The organism is Pseudomonas sp. Van50 (assembly GCF_055390755.1).
In genome coordinates, this window is record NZ_AP024343.1 from 1 (window position 1) to 23,221 (window position 23,221).

The 23,221-nt window shown below is 59.6% G+C and carries 18 protein-coding genes and 2 pseudogenes; 11 read left to right on the forward strand and 9 right to left on the reverse strand.

The window, feature by feature from the left end; genetic code table 11:
- Positions 1–200 precede the first annotated feature (200 nt).
- The 5 genes and pseudogenes from dnaA to gabP all read left to right on the forward strand — a co-directional run bounded on the left by dnaA (position 201) and on the right by gabP (position 8,113).
- Positions 201–1,727 carry a chromosomal replication initiator protein DnaA gene (dnaA, locus tag ACZ5M5_RS00005; RefSeq protein ID WP_060739907.1) on the forward strand — a complete coding sequence of 509 codons (1,527 nt, stop codon included), beginning with the start codon at positions 201–203 and terminating at the stop codon, positions 1,725–1,727.
- 39 nt (positions 1,728–1,766) lie between these two features.
- Entirely contained in the window at positions 1,767–2,870 is a 1,104-nt protein-coding gene (gene dnaN, locus ACZ5M5_RS00010; protein WP_003196145.1) for a DNA polymerase III subunit beta, read from the forward strand.
- Positions 2,871–2,890: 20 nt separating this feature from the next.
- A pseudogene (gene recF / locus ACZ5M5_RS00015) lies at positions 2,891–3,992 on the forward strand (DNA replication/repair protein RecF).
- A 5-nt stretch (positions 3,993–3,997) separates the two neighbouring features.
- Positions 3,998–6,415, forward strand: a complete 2,418-nt coding sequence (gyrB, locus tag ACZ5M5_RS00020; RefSeq protein WP_060739906.1) for a DNA topoisomerase (ATP-hydrolyzing) subunit B — start codon at positions 3,998–4,000, stop codon at positions 6,413–6,415.
- Between the two features lie 303 nt (positions 6,416–6,718).
- Positions 6,719–8,113 carry a GABA permease gene (gene gabP, locus ACZ5M5_RS00025; RefSeq protein WP_464738403.1) on the forward strand — a complete coding sequence of 465 codons (1,395 nt, stop codon included), beginning with the start codon at positions 6,719–6,721 and terminating at the stop codon, positions 8,111–8,113.
- Between the two features lie 128 nt (positions 8,114–8,241).
- On the opposite strand, the gene ACZ5M5_RS00030 is transcribed toward gabP, so the two are convergent.
- The gene (locus ACZ5M5_RS00030) at positions 8,242–8,976 is read right to left on the reverse strand and encodes a response regulator transcription factor (RefSeq protein ID WP_464738404.1); all 735 of its coding nucleotides are present in this window, start codon (positions 8,974–8,976) and stop codon (positions 8,242–8,244) included.
- 233 nt (positions 8,977–9,209) lie between these two features.
- On the opposite strand from ACZ5M5_RS00030, the gene ACZ5M5_RS00035 reads away from it, so the two are divergent.
- Positions 9,210–10,727 (forward strand): sensor histidine kinase, encoded by a 1,518-nt coding sequence (locus ACZ5M5_RS00035; RefSeq protein WP_060739903.1) that lies wholly within the window; start codon positions 9,210–9,212, stop codon positions 10,725–10,727.
- Between the two features lie 190 nt (positions 10,728–10,917).
- Here the strand turns inward: ACZ5M5_RS00035 and ACZ5M5_RS00040 are convergent, their stop codons facing one another.
- From ACZ5M5_RS00040 to glyQ, 4 genes are all read right to left on the reverse strand, one after another.
- On the reverse strand, positions 10,918–11,697 hold the full coding sequence (locus ACZ5M5_RS00040) for a lysophospholipid acyltransferase family protein (protein ID WP_060739902.1): 780 nt from the start codon (positions 11,695–11,697) through the stop codon (positions 10,918–10,920).
- Positions 11,698–11,777: 80 nt separating this feature from the next.
- Positions 11,778–12,311, reverse strand: coding sequence for a D-glycero-beta-D-manno-heptose 1,7-bisphosphate 7-phosphatase (gene gmhB / locus ACZ5M5_RS00045; protein ID WP_060739901.1), 534 nt, complete (start codon positions 12,309–12,311; stop codon positions 11,778–11,780).
- 3 nt (positions 12,312–12,314) lie between these two features.
- Positions 12,315–14,369: a glycine--tRNA ligase subunit beta gene (gene glyS, locus ACZ5M5_RS00050; RefSeq protein WP_060739900.1), complete on the reverse strand. Its 2,055-nt coding sequence runs from the start codon at positions 14,367–14,369 to the stop codon at positions 12,315–12,317.
- Positions 14,366–15,319, reverse strand: coding sequence for a glycine--tRNA ligase subunit alpha (glyQ, locus tag ACZ5M5_RS00055; RefSeq protein WP_003177094.1), 954 nt, complete (start codon positions 15,317–15,319; stop codon positions 14,366–14,368). The genes glyS and glyQ overlap by 4 nt, the downstream gene beginning before the upstream one ends.
- Before the next feature lie 81 nt (positions 15,320–15,400).
- Here glyQ and ACZ5M5_RS00060 point away from each other — a divergent pair, with 81 nt between their 5' ends.
- The 4 genes and pseudogenes from ACZ5M5_RS00060 (at position 15,401) to ACZ5M5_RS00075 (ending at position 19,032) form a co-directional block, all read left to right on the forward strand.
- Positions 15,401–15,958 carry a DNA-3-methyladenine glycosylase I gene (locus tag ACZ5M5_RS00060; protein ID WP_060739899.1) on the forward strand — a complete coding sequence of 186 codons (558 nt, stop codon included), beginning with the start codon at positions 15,401–15,403 and terminating at the stop codon, positions 15,956–15,958.
- Positions 15,959–16,001: 43 nt separating this feature from the next.
- Positions 16,002–16,889, forward strand: a complete 888-nt coding sequence (locus ACZ5M5_RS00065; protein WP_060739898.1) for a lysophospholipid acyltransferase — start codon at positions 16,002–16,004, stop codon at positions 16,887–16,889.
- Positions 16,890–17,246: 357 nt separating this feature from the next.
- Positions 17,247–17,972 (forward strand): hypothetical protein, encoded by a 726-nt coding sequence (locus ACZ5M5_RS00070; protein ID WP_060739897.1) that lies wholly within the window; start codon positions 17,247–17,249, stop codon positions 17,970–17,972.
- A 272-nt stretch (positions 17,973–18,244) separates the two neighbouring features.
- Positions 18,245–19,032, forward strand: a pseudogene (locus ACZ5M5_RS00075) (SDR family NAD(P)-dependent oxidoreductase).
- A 115-nt stretch (positions 19,033–19,147) separates the two neighbouring features.
- Here ACZ5M5_RS00075 and ACZ5M5_RS00080 read toward each other — a convergent pair.
- The 4 genes from ACZ5M5_RS00080 to ACZ5M5_RS00095 form a co-directional block, all read right to left on the reverse strand.
- The gene (locus tag ACZ5M5_RS00080) at positions 19,148–19,516 is read right to left on the reverse strand and encodes a hypothetical protein (protein ID WP_207268153.1); all 369 of its coding nucleotides are present in this window, start codon (positions 19,514–19,516) and stop codon (positions 19,148–19,150) included.
- A gap of 31 nt (positions 19,517–19,547) precedes the next feature.
- Positions 19,548–19,967, reverse strand: coding sequence for an organic hydroperoxide resistance protein (locus tag ACZ5M5_RS00085; RefSeq protein WP_003196182.1), 420 nt, complete (start codon positions 19,965–19,967; stop codon positions 19,548–19,550).
- A 405-nt stretch (positions 19,968–20,372) separates the two neighbouring features.
- Positions 20,373–21,497: a GGDEF domain-containing protein gene (locus ACZ5M5_RS00090; protein WP_103310557.1), complete on the reverse strand. Its 1,125-nt coding sequence runs from the start codon at positions 21,495–21,497 to the stop codon at positions 20,373–20,375.
- Between the two features lie 185 nt (positions 21,498–21,682).
- Complete coding sequence (locus ACZ5M5_RS00095; protein WP_060739893.1) at positions 21,683–22,246, reverse strand: TetR/AcrR family transcriptional regulator; 564 nt, start codon at positions 22,244–22,246, stop codon at positions 21,683–21,685.
- 150 nt (positions 22,247–22,396) lie between these two features.
- On the opposite strand from ACZ5M5_RS00095, the gene ACZ5M5_RS00100 reads away from it, so the two are divergent.
- Positions 22,397–23,092 carry a glutathione S-transferase gene (locus ACZ5M5_RS00100; protein ID WP_464738405.1) on the forward strand — a complete coding sequence of 232 codons (696 nt, stop codon included), beginning with the start codon at positions 22,397–22,399 and terminating at the stop codon, positions 23,090–23,092.
- The last annotated feature ends 129 nt before the right edge of the window (positions 23,093–23,221 follow it).

Here is a 23,221-nt window from a genome sequence, read left to right on the forward strand (position 1 = left end):
CGAGTTTCGCCCCCACTTGTGCAACGACCTCAGGCTCGGTTATCCACAGAGCTTATCCACCGACCGTCGGTCGTCTTTCTCTCGGTTAACGCATTGATAAATCATGGGCGATGAGCAACCTGCGTGTGGATAAGTGCACGTCCGCTCGCTACAATGGCCGCTTGTTTTTGCCTCACCGGCTTTCAACTTAGGGGATATCCGTGTCAGTGGAACTTTGGCAGCAGTGCGTGGAGCTTTTGCGCGATGAGCTGCCTGCCCAACAATTCAACACTTGGATCCGTCCACTACAGGTCGAAGCCGAAGGCGACGAGTTGCGTGTCTATGCACCGAACCGTTTCGTTCTCGACTGGGTCAACGAAAAGTACCTGGGCCGGGTCATGGAACTGCTCGACGAGCATGGCAATGGCATGGCGCCTGCGTTGTCCTTATTAATAGGCAGCAAACGCAGTTCGGCACCCCGCGCCGCGCCCAATGCGCCGCTGGCCGCCGCAGCGTCACAGGCCCAGCAGGCTGCCCCGGCTCCTGTGAACAACCATGCCGCCCCGGCGCCCGCGCCTGCCCCGAGCAAACGCAACACGCAAAAAGTCGCCGAAGTCAGCGAAGAACCTTCCCGGGACAGCTTCGACCCCATGGCCGGTGCCAGCTCCCAGCAGGCTCCGGTGCGGGCCGAACAGCGCACCGTCCAGGTCGAAGGCGCGCTCAAGCACACCAGCTACCTGAACCGGACCTTTACCTTCGAGAATTTCGTCGAAGGTAAATCCAACCAACTGGCCCGCGCGGCGGCCTGGCAGGTCGCGGACAACCCCAAGCACGGTTACAACCCGCTCTTCCTTTATGGCGGCGTTGGCTTGGGTAAGACCCACTTGATGCACGCGGTGGGCAACCATCTATTAAAGAAGAACCCGAATGCCAAGGTCGTGTACCTGCATTCCGAGCGTTTCGTGGCCGACATGGTCAAGGCGCTGCAACTGAACGCCATCAACGAGTTCAAGCGCTTCTACCGTTCGGTGGACGCCTTGCTGATCGACGACATTCAGTTCTTCGCCCGCAAGGAACGTTCCCAGGAAGAGTTTTTCCACACCTTCAACGCATTGCTTGAGGGCGGGCAGCAGGTCATTCTCACCAGTGACCGCTACCCGAAAGAGATCGAAGGCCTCGAGGAACGCCTCAAGTCGCGTTTCGGCTGGGGCCTGACGGTGGCCGTCGAGCCGCCGGAGTTGGAGACCCGGGTCGCGATCCTGATGAAGAAGGCTGACCAGGCCAAGGTCGAGCTGCCTCACGACGCGGCATTCTTCATCGCCCAGCGTATCCGCTCGAACGTGCGTGAGCTCGAAGGTGCCCTCAAGCGGGTCATCGCCCATTCGCACTTCATGGGCCGCGATATCACCATCGAATTGATTCGCGAATCCTTGAAGGACCTGTTGGCGCTCCAGGACAAATTGGTTTCTGTGGATAACATTCAGCGAACGGTTGCTGAATACTACAAAATCAAGATCTCCGACCTGCTGTCCAAACGCCGTTCCCGTTCGGTGGCACGTCCGCGCCAGGTGGCCATGGCCCTGTCCAAGGAACTGACCAACCACAGCCTGCCGGAAATCGGCGATGTGTTTGGCGGACGCGATCACACCACCGTGCTGCACGCGTGCCGTAAGATCAACGAACTTAAGGAATCCGACGCGGACATCCGCGAGGACTACAAGAACCTGCTGCGTACACTGACCACTTGATGACCACCAGCGCAGCTTATTAAGGCAAGGGACTAGACCATGCATTTCACCATTCAACGCGAAGCCCTGTTGAAACCCCTGCAACTGGTCGCAGGCGTCGTCGAACGCCGCCAGACCTTGCCGGTACTTTCCAACGTGCTGCTGGTTGTCGAAGGCCAGCAATTGTCGCTGACCGGTACCGACCTGGAAGTCGAGCTGGTCGGTCGTGTGCAACTTGAGGAACCGGCCGATCCGGGTTCCATCACCGTGCCGGCGCGCAAGCTGATGGACATCTGCAAGAGCCTGCCCAACGACGCGCTGATCGACATCAAGGTCGATGAGCAGAAGCTCGTGGTCAAGGCCGGTCGCAGCCGCTTTACCTTGTCCACACTGCCCGCCAACGATTTCCCGACCGTCGAAGAAGGCCCGGGCTCGCTGACCTGCAGCCTGGACCAGAGCAAATTGCGTCGCCTGATCGAACGCACCAGTTTCGCCATGGCCCAGCAGGACGTGCGTTATTACCTCAACGGCATGCTCCTGGAAGTGTCGGCCGGCGTTATCCGCGCCGTCGCCACCGACGGTCACCGCCTGGCCATGTGCTCGATGCAGGCCGATATCGGTCAGCCGGATCGCCACCAGGTGATCGTGCCGCGTAAAGGTATCCTGGAGCTGGCCCGTCTGCTGACCGAGCCCGACGGCAACGTCAGCATCGTGTTGGGCCAGCACCACATCCGCGCCACCACCGGTGAGTTCACCTTCACGTCGAAGCTGGTAGACGGCAAGTTCCCTGACTACGAGCGCGTGCTGCCAAAAGGCGGTGACAAGCTGGTTCTGGGCGATCGCCAGGCCCTGCGCGAAGCCTTCAGCCGTACCGCGATCCTGTCCAACGAGAAGTACCGCGGCATTCGTCTGCAACTGGCCAACGGGCAGTTGAAGATCCAGGCGAACAACCCGGAGCAGGAAGAAGCGGAAGAAGAAGTAGGCGTTGAGTACAACGGTGGCTCCCTGGAAATCGGCTTCAACGTCAGCTACCTGCTCGACGTGCTGGGTGTGATGACCACCGAGCAAGTGCGTCTGATCCTGTCTGACTCCAACAGCAGTGCGCTGGTGCAAGAGTCTGATAACGACGATTCGGCTTACGTCGTCATGCCGATGCGTCTGTAATCATGCCCAGCAGAAGCTAGATGTCCTTAAGTCGCGTCTCGGTCACCGCGGTGCGCAATCTGCACCCGGTGACCTTCTCCCCCCCCCCGCATCAATATCCTTTACGGCGCCAACGGCAGCGGCAAAACCAGCGTGCTGGAAGCCGTGCACCTGCTCGGGCTTGCCCGTTCGTTCCGCAGCACCCGGCTGTTACCGGTCATCCAGTACGATCAACTGGCGTGCACAGTGTTCGGGCAGGTGGAACTGGCGGAAGGTGGCCATAGCGCCTTGGGGATCTCGCGGGACCGGCAAGGGGAGTTCCAGATCCGCATCGATGGGCAGAACGCCCGCAGTGCTGCACAGCTGGCCGAGATCCTGCCGTTGCAGCTGATCAATCCGGACAGCTTCCGCCTTTTGGAAGGCGCGCCGAAGATTCGCCGGCAATTTCTCGACTGGGGCGTGTTCCACGTGGAACCGCGCTTCATGACGACTTGGCAGCGCTTGCAGAAGGCGCTGCGCCAGCGAAACTCTTGGCTGCGACATGGTACACTTGACGCCGTTTCGCAAGCGGTTTGGGACAGGGAACTGTGCCAGGCCAGCGCTGAAATCGATGAATACCGCCGCGCTTACATCAAAGCCTTGAAACCGGTCTTCGAGCAGACCTTGAGCGAACTGGTTGAGCTTGAGGGCCTGACGCTCAGCTATTACCGAGGCTGGGACAAGGACCGGGAACTGAGCACCGTGCTGGCTGGCTCGCTGCAGCGGGACCAGCAGATGGGCCATACCCAGGCTGGACCACAACGCGCTGACTTGCGCCTCAGATTGGGCGCACATAACGCCGCGGACATCTTGTCCCGGGGGCAGCAGAAGCTAGTGGTGTGTGCCTTGCGTATCGCCCAGGGGCATCTGGTCAGCCAGGCCCGGCGCGGTCAGTGTATTTATCTGGTGGATGACTTGCCGTCCGAGTTGGACGAAGCCCACCGCCGCGCGTTGTGCCGCTTGCTGGAAGACTTACGCTGCCAGGTGTTCATCACCTGTGTAGACCACGAATTATTGAGGGAAGGCTGGCAGACGGAAACGCCAGTCGCCCTGTTCCACGTGGAACAGGGCCGTATCACCCAGACCCACGACCATCGGGAGTGAAGGCATTGAGCGAAGAAAATACGTACGACTCAACGAGCATTAAAGTGCTGAAAGGCCTGGATGCCGTACGCAAACGTCCCGGTATGTACATTGGTGACACCGACGATGGCAGCGGTCTGCACCACATGGTGTTCGAGGTGGTCGACAATTCCATCGACGAAGCCCTCGCCGGCCATTGCGACGACATCAGCATCATCATCCACCCGGATGAGTCCATCACCGTTCGCGACAACGGCCGTGGCATCCCGGTAGACGTGCACAAAGAGGAAGGCGTTTCCGCCGCCGAGGTCATCATGACCGTCCTCCACGCTGGCGGTAAGTTCGACGATAACTCCTACAAGGTCTCCGGCGGTCTGCACGGCGTAGGTGTATCGGTGGTGAACGCGCTGTCCGAACAGCTGGTGCTCACGGTACGCCGCAGTGGCAAGATCTGGGAACAGACCTACGTCCATGGCGTGCCTCAGGCACCGATGGCGATCGTTGGCGACAGCGAATCCACCGGCACCCAGATCCATTTCAAGGCGTCGAGCGAAACCTTCAAGAATATCCACTTCAGCTGGGACATCCTGGCCAAGCGGATTCGCGAACTGTCCTTCCTCAACTCCGGTGTCGGCATCGTCCTCAAGGACGAGCGCAGTGGCAAGGAAGAGCTGTTCAAGTACGAAGGTGGCCTGCGGGCGTTCGTTGAGTACCTGAACACCAACAAGACTGCGGTCAACCAGGTGTTCCATTTCAACATCCAGCGTGAAGACGGCATCGGCGTGGAAATCGCCCTGCAGTGGAACGACAGCTTCAACGAGAACCTGTTGTGCTTCACCAACAACATTCCACAGCGCGATGGCGGTACCCACTTGGTGGGCTTCCGTTCGGCGCTGACCCGTAACCTGAACAACTACATCGAACAGGAAGGCCTGGCGAAGAAGCATAAAGTCGCCACCACCGGTGACGATGCCCGCGAAGGCCTGACGGCGATCATTTCGGTGAAGGTACCGGATCCGAAGTTCAGCTCCCAGACTAAAGACAAGCTGGTGTCTTCCGAAGTGAAGACCGCGGTCGAACAGGAAATGGGCAAGTACTTCTCCGACTTCCTGTTGGAGAACCCGAACGAAGCCAAGCTGGTGGTCGGCAAGATGATCGACGCCGCCCGTGCCCGTGAAGCCGCGCGCAAGGCCCGTGAGATGACTCGCCGCAAAGGCGCGCTGGATATCGCTGGCCTGCCGGGCAAACTGGCCGACTGCCAGGAAAAGGACCCTGCCCTGTCCGAGCTGTACCTGGTGGAAGGTGACTCTGCTGGCGGTTCCGCCAAGCAGGGCCGCAACCGTCGCACCCAGGCCATCCTGCCGCTCAAGGGCAAGATCCTCAACGTCGAGAAGGCGCGCTTCGACAAGATGATTTCCTCCCAGGAAGTCGGCACCTTGATCACCGCGCTGGGCTGTGGCATTGGCCGCGAAGAGTACAACATCGACAAGTTGCGCTATCACAACATCATCATCATGACCGATGCTGACGTCGACGGTTCGCACATCCGCACCCTGTTGCTGACATTCTTCTTCCGTCAGTTGCCGGAGCTGATCGAGCGCGGCTACATCTACATCGCCCAGCCGCCGCTGTACAAGGTCAAGAAAGGCAAGCAAGAGCAATACATCAAAGACGACGACGCCATGGAAGAGTACATGACGCAGTCGGCCCTGGAAGATGCGAGCCTGCACCTGAACGAAGATGCCCCCGGTATTTCCGGTGAAGCCCTCGAGCGCCTGGTCAACGACTTCCGCCTGGTGATGAAGACCCTCAAACGCCTGTCGCGCCTGTATCCACAGGAACTGACCGAACACTTCATCTACCTGCCAGCCGTGAGCCTGGAGCAACTGTCCGATCACGCAGCGATGCAGGATTGGCTGGCCCAGTACGAAGTACGCCTGCGCACCGTCGAAAAATCCGGCCTGGTCTACAAAGCCAGCCTGCGCGAAGACCGTGAGCGTAACGTCTGGCTGCCGGAGGTCGAACTGATCTCCCACGGCCTGTCGAACTACGTCACCTTCAACCGCGACTTCTTCGGCAGCAACGACTACAAGACCGTCGTATCCCTTGGCGCGCAGCTGAGCACGCTGCTGGACGAAGGTGCGTACATCCAACGGGGTGAGCGCAAGAAAGCCGTGACCGAGTTCAAGGAAGCCCTTGAATGGCTGATGGCGGAAAGCACCAAGCGCCACACCATCCAGCGATACAAAGGTCTGGGTGAAATGAACCCGGATCAGCTGTGGGAAACCACCATGGACCCTAGCTCGCGCCGGATGCTGAAAGTCACCATCGAAGACGCCATTGGCGCGGACCAGATCTTCAACACCCTGATGGGTGATGCGGTCGAGCCTCGTCGTGACTTCATCGAGAGCAATGCGTTGGCAGTGTCCAACCTGGATTTCTGATCCTTCTGCAGCACCTGCTCCAGCAAAAAAGCCAACGCACATGCGTTGGCTTTTTTTTACGCTGGAAAATACCCACTCCTTCTAAGACCCATCGGTCAAAAACGGTGTAACTGGGTAACACCCTGGCATAAAGCCTTCATTGTCAATGGGTTAGGAATTGGATGAAGGCCCCGGATACCGGGGACCTTGGATTTCCTGGCGCAAAACTTGCGTGTTTAATAACTTACACATCGTTTTTTTAAATTTACAGAAAGCGATGGGTCGAGGTGGTACGAATAAATCCAAATGCCAAGGGTAGTCTCAATGAGCGGTACGCAAACTTCCGATAATCTGGCGCAAGGGCTCAAGCCCCGTCATGTGACGATGCTTTCCATAGCCGGTGTGATTGGCGCCGGTCTGTTCGTCGGCTCCGGCCATGCGATCGCAGCGGCCGGTCCGGCTGTGTTGTTGGCCTACGCTGCCGCGGGTGCCTTGGTGGTGCTGGTGATGCGGATGCTGGGCGAAATGGCGGTGGCGTCGCCGGACACGGGTTCCTTCTCGACGTATGCGGACCGGGCGATTGGTCATTGGGCGGGTTTCACCATCGGCTGGCTCTACTGGTGGTTCTGGGTCCTGGTGATTCCACTGGAGGCCAACGCTGCTGCAACGATCCTGCACGCCTGGTTCCCGAACGTGGCGATCTGGGTCTTCACGTTGGTCATCACCCTCCTGCTGACGGTCACCAACCTGTTCAGTGTGAAGAATTACGGAGAGTTCGAATTCTGGTTCGCCCTGGTCAAGGTGGTGGCTATCATCGGCTTCATCGGGCTGGGTCTGATGGCGATATTCGGTGTTCTGCCAACCAGCCAGGTCAGCGGTGTTTCGCACCTGTTCGACACCCAAGGCTTCCTGCCCAATGGCATGGGCGCGGTGCTGGGGGCGATCCTGACCACCATGTTTTCGTTCATGGGCACCGAGATCGTGACCATCGCGGCGGCCGAATCGAAGAACCCGGGCCAGCAGATTTCCAAGGCAACCAACTCGGTGATCTGGCGGATTGGTTTGTTCTACCTCGTCTCCATTTTCATCGTCGTCGCCCTGGTGCCATGGAACGACCCGCTCCTGGCCAGTGTTGGCTCCTACCAGACGGTGCTGGAGCGCATGGGCATCCCCAATGCCAAGCTGATCGTCGATATCGTGGTCCTGGTAGCGGTCACCAGTTGCCTGAACTCGGCGCTGTACACGGCTTCGCGCATGATGTTCTCGTTGGGCAAGCGCGGTGATGCGCCGGCCGTTTCCCAGCGCACCAACAAGAGCGGCACACCTCACTGGGCGGTGATGTTGTCGACCGGTGCGGCCTTTTTGGCGGTGTTCGCCAACTACGTGGCACCGGCGGCGGTCTTCGAATTCCTGCTGGCCAGCTCTGGCGCCATTGCGTTGCTGGTGTACCTGGTCATTGCGGTTTCGCAATTGCGTATGCGCAAACAACGCATGGCTCGCGGGGAAAAAATCGCTTTCAGCATGTGGCTGTTTCCCGGCCTGACCTACGCGGTGATTGTCTTCATCGTCGGGGCCTTGACCATCATGCTGTTCCAGGAAGCCCATCGCGTGGAGATCCTTGCGACCGGTCTGCTGAGTGTCTTGGTGGTGATATCCGGCGTGCTGATACAGCGTCGTCGGATCGCAAAAACAGGAAGCCCGGTACCGACGATCGGGTGATATCCATTGGGTGGCGAGGGAGCTTGTTCCCGCTTGGGTGCTAAGCGCTCACAAAAGGGGCTGCTGCGCAGCCCAGCGGGAGCAAGCTCCCTCGCCACAGATGCCATTCAATATGAGCAGTCGGTTCCCTAACTGGCCACCGACGCCTCACTCCCCGCCACCACACTCTCCAACCGATACCCATACCCGTAGATCGTCAGCAACTGCCAACCCCGATCCGCCGTCAGCCCGAGCTTGTTGCGCAGGCGATAGATGTGGGTGTCGAGTGGCCGCGACGAGGTCATTTCCTCGTGGGTCCAGAAGCGTTCGTAGAAGTATTCCCGGGACAGCGGCCGGCCCAGGTTGGCGAACAGGCACTGGGCCAGGCGGTATTCCCGTTCGGTCAGGCTGATGGGGATGCCGGCGCGGGTGATGGTCAGTTCGGCGTCGTCGAACGCCAGGTCGTTGAACACCAGCACGTCGCTGGCAGGCGCGCGTTGCAGGTTGTGACGGCGCAGCACGGCTGTGACCCGGGCCTTGAGCTCGTTGGGCCTGAAGGGTTTGCTCACATAGTCGTCGGCGCCGGCGTTGAGGGCCTGGACGATGTCGTGCTCGCCGTCGCGGCTGGTCAGCATGATGGCGGCCGGTGGCGAATCCATGTGCTCGCGGGTCCAGCGCAGCAATGAAAGGCCGCTGATGTCGGGCAGTTGCCAGTCGAGGATCAACAAGTCGAAGGTTTCCCGCCGCAGTTGCCGCAACAAGTCTTCCCCACGTTCGAAACTGTGCAGGGTCCAGGCTTGCTCGCCTCTGCCGGGGATTTGTTGCAGCGTCTGTTCTACCCGGCGCAACTCGGCCGGTTCATCGTCCAGTATGGCGACACGCATGGAATGCGATTCCTTGATCTCGAGAGTAACGGACATCTTCAGGTGGCAATGAAAGGCAGCCAGTGGCTGATTCATTGACCTGTCGCTGGCTGCGACAATACCGGCTCGCGACACAGAGGGAAAGGCAGCAGCGCGCCACCCATCGAGTCCGTTATAGTCGTGGGCTTTCACGCCTGTCGACTTACGCAGGCCAGTGAAGATATCCACAGTCCTTGAGTTCGGCCAGGAGGCCTATGAGTAACCAGCGTCGCCGTGAAAGTCGTGAACCCACCCAGGTTCAGCGGTTGTTTCGACAGTTGGTGCGGGAGTGGTTGTGGATAAGTCTGCTGCTGTTGCCGCTGACGGCCTTGTTGTCATTGAGCAGTCAATCCACCGATAACCATTCAGGCGCCGCGTTGTTGTCGGTGTGCCTGGTGGGTTGTGTATTGGGCTTGCTGCTGTTGCGCCCGCGCCTGGCCCTGTGGACAACGGTAGGTGGTATGAGCCTGGCCCTGTTGATCAGCGCCATGCTGGGTGCGCGGGGGTGGTGGTGGTCGCCCGTGGCGAGCGTGCTGGGGATCATGTTCGGCTACCTGATCTGGAACTGGCGACGGCTGAGCGTGGTGTTGGCCTATTTCGGTTGGGAGCTGGCACGCCTGGACGCGGAGCCCAAGGTCTTCCCGGAGCGTCGTCGCGCCTCCTACGCCGGCAGCGACCGTTTGCAGGGCCAGATCATGGCCCTGGAACAAGCCATGAGCCGAACCCGCGACACCCGGCGCTTCATTGCCGATGGCTTGGAATACTTGCCGGTGGCAACCATGATCAGCGATCCCCAAGGCAAGCTGCTGCTGGGTAACCGAAAGGCGCGCGAGCTGTTCGGCCATGGTCTGGCGGGCGGCGATGTGCTGGAGCACCTTGGGCAATTGGGTTATCCGGGGCTGGAGCACGGGGCGCATCACCGGTTATCCACATTGCCCCTGGTGGAGTTTCGCGACATTCGCGAGCGCAGCTTGCGCCTGGAACGGGCTGCGCTGTTGCCGGTGGATGGCGATGCGCCGATTGGCTGGTTGCTGAGCCTCACGGACCTGAGCGCCGAACGTGAGGCGGAAGAGCAGCGCAGCGTCATGCTGCGGTTCCTCTCCCATGACTTGCGCGCCCCTCACTCGGCGATCCTTGCGCTGCTCGATGTGCAGCGGCATCAGGCGGGTGGCGATCATCCGCTGTTCGACCAGATCGAGCGCCAGGTACGGCGCGCCCTGGACCTGACCGAGGGCTTCGTACAACTGGCCAAGGCCGAATCCGAGGCCTATCAATTCCAGCCGACGCTGTTCGCCATGCTGGTGTTGGACGTGCTCGATCAGGCGCTGCCCATTGCACAGGCAAAGCGTATTCGGTTGGTTCACGAAATAGAGGATGAAGATGCGATGGTGCGGGCGGATCAATCGTTATTGACCCGTGCCCTGTTCAATCTGCTGGAAAATGCCATCAAGTACAGCCCGTCCGACGCCTGTATTTCCCTGCAGGTTCATTGCATCTCGGGTTGGTTGATCTGCAATGTCGCCGACCAAGGCAAGGGCATCAGCGCCGAAGAACTGCCGGACCTGTTCAGTCAGTACCGGCGGTTTTCCTCGGCCCAAGGGGTCGATGGAATTGGCCTGGGATTATCGATGGTCAAGGCCGTGGTCGACCATCACGAGGGGAAAATCGAGTGTCGTAGCGTGGTGGGTAAAGGCACGACCTTCAGCCTGCGCTTCCCGTTATTGGAAGATTGAAAAGATCGCAGCCTTTGGCAGCTCCTACAGGACGTTTCCAACCCCCGAAGGCTACGATATTTTGCTGCTATAAAAACTTATGCACCTGAACGTGGGTTTTATGTTTTTATGAAATATGTATTAAAAACATAGCCTTACGAGATAAAAACAACGGATTTCGAAAAAACGGTACACAGGTTATCCACAGATCTCAAACAGCGGCTTGTTCCGTGGGGACTTCCGCGACAGGGCCTGGAGGAAGCGAGCCCATTTCCCGTTGTGCCTGTTCATTCCAGGCTTGTACGCGGTCATTGAGCTCGGCGATGGCGCGAGGCCCAGTGCCTTCGGCATACATCGGTGCGCCGATCACCACGGTGATGACGCCAGGTGTTCTGATCCAACCTGCCTTGGGCCAGAATTTGCCGGCATTGTGTGCAATCGGCAGCACCGGCAGGTTCGCGTTCACCGCCAATGCGGAACCGCTGCGGGAAAACTTGCCAATCGTCCCGTAAGGAACACGGGTGCCCTCGGGGAAGATCAGCACCCAGGTGTTGTCCTTGAGCAGTTCGTCGCCCTTTTTCGCCACTTGCTTGAGCGCCACTTTGGGATTGTCGCGATCGATGGCAATCGGGCGCAGCATGGCCATGGCCCAGCCAAAGAACGGTACGAACAGCAGTTCACGCTTGAGGACCTGGCTCAACGGCTCGAAATAGGCCGAGAGAAAGAACGTCTCCCAAGTGCTTTGATGGTTGGACTGGATCACGCAGGGCCGGTCCGGCACGTTCTCGGCGCCCTTCACTTCATAGCGGATGCCCAGGAACACCTTGCTCAGCCACAGTGCGCAGCGGCACCAGTACACGTTGATGAAACGGTAGCGCGCCCTGAACGGCAGGAAGGGCGCGATAAAAAAACTCAGGGTGCACCACAGCAAGGAGCTGGTGCCCAGCAGCAGGTAAAAGAGAAAGCTTCTGATGGCCTGCAATATCGACATAGCGGCGTTTACCGTTGCGGGCAATGCCCGCCTGTTCAAGCGCTTCCCGAACAGTCCTTGATCAGGATGTCTTGGGAGCTCTAATTGTGGATAAGTTCAGCGGCAATCGCCGCCAGGTCGTCAAAAATCAAGGTGCCCACCGGCAGGGTCTTGCCCAGAGTCTTCTCGCCTTTCCCGGTCTTTACCAAAACTGGCTGACAATCGACGGCCTTGGCCGCCTCCAGGTCACCGAGACTGTCACCGACGAACCACACACCTGCCAAGGCCACATCGTAATGCGCGGCAATGGTTTTCAACATGCCCGGCTTGGGCTTGCGGCAATCGCAGCCGTCGTCCGGCCCATGCGGGCAATAGACGATCAAGCCGACTTCCCCGCCCTGCTCCGCCACCAGGGCGCGCAGGCGCTCATGCATGGCGTCCAGGACGGTGAGGTCGTAATAACCGCGGGCAATGCCCGACTGGTTGGTGGCGACCGCCACCGTCCAGCCGGCCTTGCTCAACTGCGCGATGGCTTCGATCGAACCGGGCAGCGGCAACCACTCCTCCACCGATTTGATGTAAGCGTCGGAGTCGTGATTGATTACCCCGTCCCGATCGAGAATCAGCAGTTTCAAGCGTTACCCCAGCAACGAAATATCGGCGACGCCGAGGAACAGCCCACGCAGACGCGCCAGCAGCGCGTAACGGTTGGCCCGTACTTTGGCATCTTCGGCGTTGACCATCACCGCCTCGAAAAACGCATCCACCGGCTCGCGCAGTGCCGCCAGGCGCGCCAGGGTTTCGCTGTACTGACGCGCCGCCGCCATTGGCTGGACCGCCTGGTCCGCCTGCTGGATCGCCGAGTACAGGGAAAACTCGTTGGCGTTGTCGAAGTACTTGGCTTCGACGGTGGCCGCGATGTTGCCTTCGGCCTTGCCCAGCAGGTTCGATACCCGCTTGTTCACCGCTGCCAGCGCGGCGGCTTCCGGTAATTTGCGGAAGGCTTGCACCGCTTGTACGCGCTGGTCGAAGTCCAGGGCCGAACCCGGTTTCAGGGCTCGCACCGACAGGTAGGTGGCGACGTCGACGCCTTCATCTTCATAACGCGCACGCAGGCGGTCGAAGATGAATTCCAGCACCGCATCGGCCAGGCCGGCAGCCTTGACCTTGCTGCCGAACGCGTTGACGGCGAATGCCACGGCGTCGTTCAGGTCCAGGTCCAGTTGCTTGTCGATCAGGATCCGCAACACGCCCAGGGCCGCACGCCGCAAGGCATACGGGTCTTTGCTGCCGGTGGGCAGCATGCCGATGCCGAAGATGCCGACCAGGGTGTCGAGCTTGTCGGCGATCGCCACGGCCGCACCGGTCAGGGTGGTTGGCAGTTCAGCGCCGGCACCGCGGGGCATGTACTGCTCGTTCAGCGCCAGGGCCACGTCCTGCGGTTCGCCATCGTTGAGGGCGTAGTAGTAACCGGCGACGCCTTGCATCTCCGGGAACTCACCGACCATTTCGGTGGACAGGTCGCACTTGGACAGGATGCCGGCACGGGCCGCGCGCTGGGCGTCGCCGCCGATGCGTGGGGCGATGAATGCCGCCAGTTTCGAAACGCGCTCGGCCTTGTCGTAGACGCTGCCGAGTTTTTCCTGGAACACCACGTTGCGCAGGCGCTCGTTGAAGCTTTCCAGGGGCTGTTTCTTGTCTTGCTTGAAGAAGAACTCGGCATCGGTCAGGCGCGGGCGAACGACTTTTTCGTTACCGGCGATGATCTGCTGCGGGTCCGTGCTTTCGATGTTGGCAACCGTGATGAAGCGCGGCAGCAACTTGCCTTCGGCGTCCAGCAGGCAGAAGTACTTCTGGTTGTCCTGCATGGTGGTGATCAGCGCTTCCTGCGGCACTTCAAGGAAACGTTCCTCGAACGAGCACACCAGCGGCACTGGCCATTCCACCAGCGCGGTCACTTCGTCCAGCAGGTTGGCCGGCACGATGGCGGTGCCTTCCTGCAGGGTGGCCAGCTCTTCGGTGCGCTTGCTGATCAGCTCGCGCCGCTCGTTGGCGTCGGCCAGTACGTAGGCCGCACGCAGGTCGGCCAGGTAGTTGGCCGGCGAGGTGATGCGCACGCTCTGTGGATGATGGAAGCGGTGACCGCGGGAGTCGCGACCGGCCTTCTGGGCCAGGATCGTGCAATCGATGACCTGGTCACCGAGCAACATCACCAGCCACTGGGTTGGACGTACGAACTCTTCCTTGCGCGCGGCCCAGCGCATGCGCTTGGGGATCGGCAAGTCATTGAGGGAGTCTTCGACGATGGTCGGCAACAGGCTGGCGGTCGGCTTGCCCTTGATGCTCTGGCTGTAGCGCAGCTTCGGGCCGCTCTGGTCGATTTCGCTCAGGTCCACGCCGCACTTCTTGGCGAAGCCCAGGGCGGCCTGGGTCGGGTTGCCGTCGGCATCGAACGCGGCCTGGCGTGGCGGGCCGTCGAGGTTGATGCTGCGGTCCGGCTGCTGGGTCGCCAGGGCGGTGATCAGCACGGCCAGGCGGCGCGGCGCGGCGTACACCTGTTTGGCTTCGTAGCTCAGGCCAGCGGCTTGCAGGCCTTTGTCGATACCGGCCAGGAACGCATCGGCCAGGGTGTTCAGGGCTTTGGGTGGCAGTTCTTCGGTGCCCAGTTCAACCAGAAAATCTTGAGCACTCATTGTGCAGCCTCCAGCTTAGCCAACACTTCATCACGCAGGTCCGGGGTCGCCATCGGGAAGCCCAGCTTGGCACGGGCCAGCAGGTAGGCTTGCGCAACGGAACGCGCCAGGGTGCGTACACGCAGGATGTATTGCTGGCGCGCGGTCACGGAAATCGCCCGGCGTGCATCCAGCAGGTTGAAGGTATGGGACGCCTTCAACACCATTTCATAGCTCGGCAACGGCAGCGGCTGATCCAGCTCGATCAGGCGCTTGGCTTCGCTCTCGTAGAAATCGAACAGCTCGAACAGCTTCTCGACGTTGGCGTGTTCGAAGTTGTAGGTCGACTGCTCCACTTCGTTCTGGTGGAACACGTCGCCATAGGTCACTTTGCCGAACGGGCCGTCGGCCCATACCAGGTCGTAGACCGAATCCACGCCCTGCAGGTACATGGCCAGGCGTTCCAGGCCGTAGGTGATCTCGCCGGTGACCGGGTAGCACTCGATGCCGCCCGCTTGCTGGAAGTAGGTGAACTGGGTCACTTCCATGCCATTGAGCCAGACTTCCCAGCCCAGGCCCCAGGCGCCCAGGGTTGGCGACTCCCAGTTGTCTTCGACGAAACGAATGTCGTGCACCAGTGGGTCGAGGCCGACGTGCTTGAGGGAGCCCAGGTACAGTTCCTGGAAGTTTTCCGGGTTCGGCTTCAGGACCACCTGGAACTGGTAGTAGTGCTGCAGGCGGTTCGGGTTTTCGCCGTAGCGGCCGTCAGTCGGGCGGCGGCTGGGCTGCACATAAGCGGCGTTCCAGGTTTCCGGGCCGATGGCACGCAGAAACGTGGCAGTGTGGAAAGTGCCGGCGCCTACTTCCATATCGTAGGGCTGAAGTACCACGCAACCTTGCTCGGCCCAGTATTGCTGGAGGGCGAGGATCAAGTCTTGGAAGGTACGCACGGCTGGCGTAGGCTGGCTCACGAAATTCACCTGTTTCTTGGGCTGCGATTTAAAGAGCGGGAGTATACCCGATTCGTTCGTGCGCACGCCCCCTGGAGCCTTATGCCACGCTGCTTTTGGTGTTCTGACGATCCGTTGTACATGGCTTATCACGATCAGGAGTGGGGCACGCCGCTGCGCGATGCGCAGGGTTTGTTCGAGTTGCTTTTGCTCGAAGGGTTCCAGGCCGGGTTGTCCTGGATCACCGTTTTGCGCAAACGCGAGCGCTACCGGGAAGTGTTGTACGGCTTCGATGTGCAGCGCGTGGCGCAGATGAGCGACGCGGAAATCGACGAGCTGATGCTCGACCCGGGCATCATCCGCAACCGCCTCAAGCTCAAGGCCGCCCGTCGCAATGCCCAGGCCTGGCTGGCGCTGGAAGACCCGGTGGCGTTCCTCTGGTCGTTCGTGGGCGGCAAACCCATCATCAACCATTTCAAGGACCGCAGCGAAGTGCCGGCTATCACGCCCGAGGCACTGGCGATGAGCAAAGGCCTGAAAAAAGCCGGGTTCACTTTCGTCGGGCCGACCATTTGCTACGCCTTGATGCAGGCCTCGGGCATGGTCATGGACCACACCCAAGACTGCGACCGCTACGCCGAGTTGGTAAACGGCGGTTAGAATAGCCGGCTCGCAACACGGCCCATACATTCAGGAGTGACCTGTGGATAAGTTGAAAGGCGCCTTGCTGGTCGGCGCTCTGCGGTTGTTTGCGCTGCTGCCCTGGCGAGCGGTGCAGGCAGTGGGCTCGGCGATTGGCTGGCTCATGTGGAAATTTCCCAACCGTTCCCGCGATGTGGTGCGGATCAACCTCGCCAAGTGCTTTCCCGAGATGGACCCGGCCGAGCGCGAACGCCTGGTGGGCCAGAGCCTCAAGGACATTGGCAAATCCCTGACCGAAAGCGCCTGCGCCTGGATCTGGCCGGCCCAGCGCTCCATCGACCTGGTGCGCGAAGTCGAAGGCCTGGAGGTGCTGAAAGAAGCCCTGGCCTCCGGCAAAGGCGTGGTGGGTATCACCAGCCACCTGGGCAATTGGGAAGTGCTCAACCACTTCTATTGCAGCCAGTGCAAACCGATCATTTTCTACCGCCCGCCCAAGCTCAAGGCGGTGGATGAATTGCTGCAGAAGCAACGCGTCCAGTTGGGCAACAAGGTCGCGGCGTCCACCAAGGAAGGCATCCTCAGTGTCATCAAGGAAGTGCGCAAGGGCGGCCAGGTGGGCATCCCCGCCGACCCGGAACCGGCCGAATCCGCCGGCATCTTCGTACCCTTTTTCGCCACCCAGGCCCTGACCAGCAAGTTCGTGCCGAACATGCTCGCTGGCGGCAAAGCGGTCGGCGTCTTCCTCCACGCCCTGCGCCTGCCCGACGGCTCCGGCTACAAAGTCATCCTCGAAGCTGCCCCTGACGCGATGTACAGCACCGACACCGAAACCTCCTGCGCGGCCATGAGCCAAGTGGTGGAGCGCTACGTGCGGGCCTACCCGAGCCAGTACATGTGGAGCATGAAACGTTTCAAGAAGCGCCCGCCGGGTGAGGCGCGGTGGTACTGAAGATCTGTTGCTTCATATGCGCCGGGGATTTGTGGTGAATGCAGGATCTGTGAACACCCAAGTCCCTATGTGGGAGTCCCTATGTGGGAGCCGAGCTTGCTCGCGATGACGGCGGCACACTCAACATCGATGCAAGCAGACCCACCGCTATCGCGAGCAAGCTCGCTCCCACAGTTTTTCCGGGCTGTTTACAGGCATTGCGTCCATCATAAATCCCTGTGGGAGCGAGCTTGCTCGCGATAGCGCCCTAACAGCCGCCACATAACTAACTGACTTCACCCCACGCCATCTCCCCTCCTAAAGCTCGGTCCCCGGCTGTCGATAACCCGATGTATCCGCCAATCATGGACCGATGAAATGGAACTCTCCCTTAGCGCTGCCTCTATTGCACCCGCCAACACCCACCTCACCCGCTCCGACCAGAAGTTGGTCACTCATCCTCCAACAGGCTCTGTAAAGGAACTGGCAAGCGCTGGCCCAGCAGCCATCTACCACCCCAGTGAAGAAACCCAGACCGTGGAGCAACCACTGGTGGCCATTACCACCTGGGTCGGTCGATCCCAATCGCCAGATTTTCCTCGCTATGCCGCGATCACCGAGAGCGCAAAAAACACGTTGAAAACCTCCTTCGAGGCATTCCAGTCAACGCTGTCGGCAACCCACCCGGATTTGGCCAGCAAGAAATACGGCTTCACCGTCGAGGCCGATGGCAAGCTGAAAGTGCTCAACACCGCCGGGCAGCTCAGCACCTCGGAGACCCAGCGCCTCACCGATCTGCTCAATGAATCCACTGATTTGAAAGCCGCAGCCAGCGCCTTCCGCGACGCCTCCATCGACATGGTGGATGCCGACTCGCCTTGGTCTGGCAGCTACCTGGGCCGCTACAGTCTGACCAAGGAAAACTTCGCCAGCACCATCGATCTGGCGCCGATGCTCAAGCGCGCCGGCTCGGTGCCGCCCCAGGAATTTTCGGACGGGCTGTTTTTCAACCAACTGGCGCACAAAGGCGAACTGGCGACCCAAGAGACGGAAGCCGCGATGCTTGAACGGCGTGCCGCGCAGCGATTCAGCGCACAGGCCTGAAAGCCGGCTCTACCGAACCGTGTGGCGAGGGAGCTTGCTCCCGCCGGGCTGCGCAGCGGCCCTTCCCCATGACCGGCTATGAGCTGGCCGTGCGGTCGGCTTCCTGATGGTTGTTTGAGCACGAGGAGGCGCAAAGCCTCAATCGTGTCCATGATTAAGGGCCTGCGATATCGGCGACGTTGGGATGGAAAAGCCATCTCTAAATCCGTCGGACTACCGTCCAGTCAGAAATATCGCACTTCCTCTGGTTCATTAATCAAGGAGTCCCCCTCATGAACATCGATTTCACCGGACGTCAGGTCCTGGTCACCGGGTCCACCAGCGGTATCGGTTTCGCGACCGCCAAAGGCTTTCTTGAAGCCGGTGCTCATGTAGTCATCAACGGTCGCAGCCAGAGCAGCGTGGACGACGCATTGCAGCGCCTGGGCGCCCTTGCTTCAAGTGCCGTCGGTTTCGTTGGCGACCTGAGCAATGAATCAGGCTGCCAGGCATTGGTCGCCAAGCACCCCAGCTTCGATATCGTCATCAACAACCTGGGCATTTTCAAACAGGAGGATTTCTTCGAAACACCGGACAGCGAATGGCAACGCTTCTTCGAAACCAACGTGATGTCGGGCGTGCGTGTTTCCAGGGCCTACGCGCAAGGCATGGTCGAGCGCGGTTGGGGGCGGATTGTGTTTATCTCGTCGGAATCGGGCGTGAACATTCCCGCCGACATGATCCACTACGGCTTCACCAAGACCGCCCAACTGTCCATCGCTCGCGGCTTGGCCAAGCGCCTTGCCGGCACGGGTGTGACGGTGAACTCGGTGCTGCCTGGGCCGACACTTTCCGAAGGCGTTGCCCAGATGCTCCAGGCAGACGTCGAGCGCAGTGGGGAAAGCCTGGAAAAGGTCGCGGCGGATTTCGTCAACGAGCACCGCAGCACCTCGATCATCCAGCGTGCGGCACGCGTCGAGGAAGTTGCCAACATGATCATCTACGCCAGCTCGGAGCAGGCCTCGGCCACCACGGGGCGGCGCTGCGTGTCGATGGTGGTGTGGTGGATAGCATCGTTTAGAGGCCTACGACACGTTGAAAAAAAACGCCGCTTCCTCATGAGAGATAAGCGGCGTTTTTTGTTTTGGAAGCAACATGGGTTGATTCGACCGGCGTTGGAGTGGTGAAGGGATGGTTCAGCCCACTCTGTTTTCCATCAGGCGATCCGAACCGCCTTCAGCGACGCGTTTTTCGATCAGGCGATCCGAGCCGCCTTCAGCGACGCGTTTTTCGATCAGGCGATCCGAGCCGCCTTCAGCGACGCGTTTTTCGATCAGGCGATCCGAGCCGCCTTCAGCCATGCGTTTTTCGATCAAGCGATCGGAGCCGCCTTCAGCGACGCGGTTTTCGATGAGCCGATCGGAACCGCCTTCAGCGACACGTTTTTCGATCAGTCGATCCGAACCACCTTCAGCGAACGAGGGTTGATCAAAAGAAGTCGCGAACGCATTGCCGAGGGACAGTGCCAGAAGCGAGCCAACGAGAGTCTTGTGGAAAGTGTTCATGTCCTGATCCTTTTATTCGTATGTGAGTGAGTTAGACGGTGACGTGCAAACGGACGTCGACGTTGCCGCGTGTCGCGTTGGAGTACGGGCAAACCTGGTGAGCCGCGTCGACCAGCGCTTGGGCATCGGCTTGATCCAGACCTGGCAGGTTGATGTGCAGGTCGATGTCCAGACCGAAACCGCCAGGGATCTGGCCGATGCCAACGTGTGCCGTGATCGAGGCGTCGGCAGGAATGCTGCGTTTGCTCTGGCTGGCGACAAACTTCAGTGCGCCGATGAAGCAGGCCGAGTAGCCGGCTGCGAACAGTTGCTCAGGGTTGGTGGCTTCACCACCGGCACCACCCAAGGCTTTTGGCGTGGCCAGTTTCACGTCGAGAATCTTGTCGCTGGAAACCGCACGGCCATCACGGCCACCGGTGGAGGTTGCGACTGCGGTATAGAGAACGTTCATGGTGTTTCCTCTTGCTGAATGGGCTGATCGAGTTCGGGTTTGGTCTGCGCTAAATGTTTGTGCGCTAACCAGTTGAGATAAAGTTAACGCTCAAATACTTTGCGTGCAAGATAAATTTTCAAAAAATTATCACTTTTGAATTAACCAGTTGATCTAAAAAGGAATTAATTTTCGGGGCCGCGCAGTATCACCCGCCGCGAGGTGAGCCAAGGAGAAGGAGGTGCCAGGGGGCAGTGCCTGCGTAATTGCAGGCCTTTGAAGAGAGGGCGTTCAGGGTTTCTTGATCGTTCCCACGCTCCCGCGTGGGAACGCCGCCGGGGAGGGGACGCTCAGCGTTCCGCTTCTGGAAATGTGATGTAGCGTGGGGGTGATCAAATTCTGGCTAATGATGCAAAGCCAACCCGACTAAGCAACAGCGACCCGATTACGCCCCAACGCTTTCGCTCGATACAGGGCCTTATCCGCATCATTCATCAAGCTGTGAAGATCCTTATTACAGGCCTCCGTAGACGCGACGCCAAGGCTGGCGGTTATGCAGTGAACAGGCTCGATCATCAACCCCGCAATCGTATCGATGAGCTGTTCCGCAATCTGGGTAGCAACCTCGATGGACGTGTCCGGAAGCAGAATGGCGAACTCTTCCCCACCCAGCCGGCCATGAATGTCCGTCGCCCGAAACGACGAACTGATGACCAGCCCCATCTCGCGCAAAACCTGATCCCCGACCTGATGGCCATAGGTGTCGTTGATGTGTTTGAAGTGATCCATGTCCAACATGACGGCGCACAACCCTAACCGGTTGGTCTTGCATTCGTCATAGAGCTGCTGGGCATGCTCGAAAAAAGCCCGCCGACTCTTCAGGCCGGTCAGTTCATCGGTTTGTGCGGCGCGGGTTGAAATGCTGTTCGCCTGTTCCATTTCACGGGTAAGACGAAAGGCGATTTCCAGTGCCTGGGACATTTTGTGCGTGGCGCGGGCCGCAAATGCCGCGAACACCAGGATCGAAAGGGCCATGCCGACTTGGATCGGGGACGGTTGAAACAGCAGCCAGACGGTGCATGGAAACAGCACCAGGCCAATGGAGACCAGCGTCATATCGCGGTAGGCCGAATAGCAGGACACCGCGCTGACGGTCATCCCGACGGTAAAGAGCATGACCAACGCCTGGGACAACAGATCGTCCGCCGGCATGACCACAAACGCACCACCGCCCCAGATGCTGGCGGATAACACCAGCGTGATCCAGTATCGGCGCTCCCAGCGTTGAGGCGTACGCTCACTTTCGGGGCTGCGAAAATAGGCGACGAACATCGCGATACGCAACAGCGTCGATGCGGTCAGGATGCCCAGCCACCAAAGAATAGCGCTGTGCTCAAACCGATCCCAACACAGCCAACTCAACATGATGGCAGCCAGGTAACTGCCGAAAACCGCAGAAACGGATTGGCGAAACAGTTGCTGCAATCGGTCAGTTCGCACCTGCTCGGCTATGAAAAAAGCTTGGCCGTTCCGAGATCTTGGGCCATCCATTTGATCCACCTGATCGTGATGCAACTAAAATGGCGATTGTGGCACCCGGCCACCAATGCAAACAACTGAATTACACCCACGGCCCCGATTGAACAAAACCCCGTGGCGAGGGAGCTTGCTCCCGCTGGGCTGCGAAGCAGCCCCAACCATTCCTAAAGCCAAACGGCATCATCCGCTTTACAGGATCAGGCTGGAATCAACCCTGCTTCCCGGTAGCTCAAAATCAGATCATCGAACAGGCCGACATCCGCCCGCGTCCGCGCGATTAACTGGGCACCCGCAACAGCGGTGTAAATGGCGCGGGCTCGGCGTTCACATTCTTCTGCGCTACCTGTTCCAGCATCTGCCAGTACCTGGGCGAGCCACGCCACGTTGACGTCCGCAAAAGCCCTGATCTCTCGCGACACTTCATCGGGAAGGTCTTCGTATTCGGCTGCCATGAAGCTGGACAGACAAAGCCTGTTGCCGTCCTCAAGCGACTTTCGAAAAATGGAGGGGTACAGCCGTACACACGCCTTCGGATCGGTATGGGCGGCGCGTATCGCTTCAAGCATGCGCAGCGCGTCCTGCCAGTAGCGTTCAGCAACTGCCGCAGCCAGGCCCGCCTTGCTCGGAAAGTGGTAGTAAATGCTGGCGTTCTTGATGCCTACCTGGTCGGCAATGCTACGGAAATTGATTCCGCTGTAACCGTGCAGTTGGGCAGCGGCTTTCGCTGCCGCCAAGATAGCTTCTCGAGCATTTTCGTTCACGTTGCAGCCTCGTTTCGAGATTCGACTCACTCAGGTCACCGCGATTCTACGCGCAGATTCGTTTGCCTGCCAATTGTCAGGTAGGGGATTGACAGCGCTAAATCGGCGGGTCAATCTTTACCTACCAATTGACAGGCAGGTACTCGAATCATGACTTCTTCACCACAGCGCGTTGATGTTCCCACTGTTCCTACGATGAAAATCTACGATTGGTTCAACGGCCCCTACCCCGCCCGCGTCCGTATTGCGCTGGCGGAAAAAGGATTGCTGCCGAACATCGAATTCGTACCGGTGAATCTCTGGGCCGGCGAGCACAAGAAACCCGAGTTCCTGGCCATCAATTACTCCGGGACACTGCCCGTGCTGGAGCTGAACGATGGGACGCGGATCGCCGAGTGCACGGCGATCACCCAGTACCTGGATAGCCTGGACGGTCATCCGACGTTGACGGGCGAAACGCCTGTTGAAAAAGGCATCATCCATATGATGACCAAACGTGCCGAGATCGAGTTTCTCGACGCCGTCAGCGCGTACTTCCACCATGCCACGCCGGGCCTCGGCCCCGATGTCGAGCTGTACCAGAATGCCGAGTGGGGCGCCCGGATGGGCGATAAGGCGATCAGGGGCATGCGCTATTTCGACAACCTTCTCAAAGACCGGCCCTTTGTGGCGGGCGACAAGTTTTCGATGGCCGACATTGCGGTACTGGGCGGCATGATCTTCGCCTCGCTGGTGCAACTCCCCGTGCCTGAAGAGTGCGTGGCGCTTCGAGCATGGCACGCCAGGATGCAGGAGCGCTCCAGCGTCCAGGCATGGCGTGCCATGCTCGAGCGTGGCGCTGCGTAGCACTGAGAGTGACTAGCCAGCGCCAGGCATGAAAAAGGGGGAAGGGCTAATGCCAGTCAGTTAAGGATCAAAACGACACAAACCAGTGGGAGCAAAGCTTGCTCGCGATGGCGGCAGACCAGTCAAAAG